This is a genomic window from Cellulomonas sp. GbtcB1, from assembly GCF_019091725.1.
Classification (GTDB): Bacteria; Actinomycetota; Actinomycetes; order Actinomycetales; family Cellulomonadaceae; genus Cellulomonas.
This window is the reverse complement of record NZ_JAGXJG010000159.1, coordinates 1-372: the sequence shown is the minus strand read 5'-3', so window position 1 is coordinate 372 and position 372 is coordinate 1. Positions and strand designations below refer to the sequence as shown.

Genomic DNA, 372 nt, shown 5'->3' with positions numbered 1-372 from the left:
TCACACGCACACGGTTTGGCCTGATCCGCTTTCGCTCGCCACTACTCACGGAATATCTCTTCCTGCCGGTACTGAGATGTTTCACTTCCCGGCGTTCCCTCCACACACCCTATATATTCAGGTGCGGGTCACGCGACATGACTCGCGCGGGGTTTCCCCATTCGGACATCCTCGGATCACGGTTCGTTTGCCAACTCCCCGAGGCTTATCGCAGGCTACCACGTCCTTCTTCGGCTCCTAGTGCCAAGGCATCCACCCTGTGCCCTTAAAAACTTGACCACAAAGACATACTTTAAAGATGCTCGCGTCCACTGTGCAGTTCTCAAACAACGAACGATCCCCGAGTCGTGCGCGCCGGCGCCTACCAGCTCC

The 372-nt window shown here is 56.7% G+C and carries 1 rRNA gene; it reads right to left on the bottom strand.

The annotated features are described in order from the left end of the window. Nucleotides 1–279 (bottom strand): 23S ribosomal RNA (locus tag KVT14_RS20135); the annotation flags it as partial. Nucleotides 280–372: the final 93 nt, after the last annotated feature.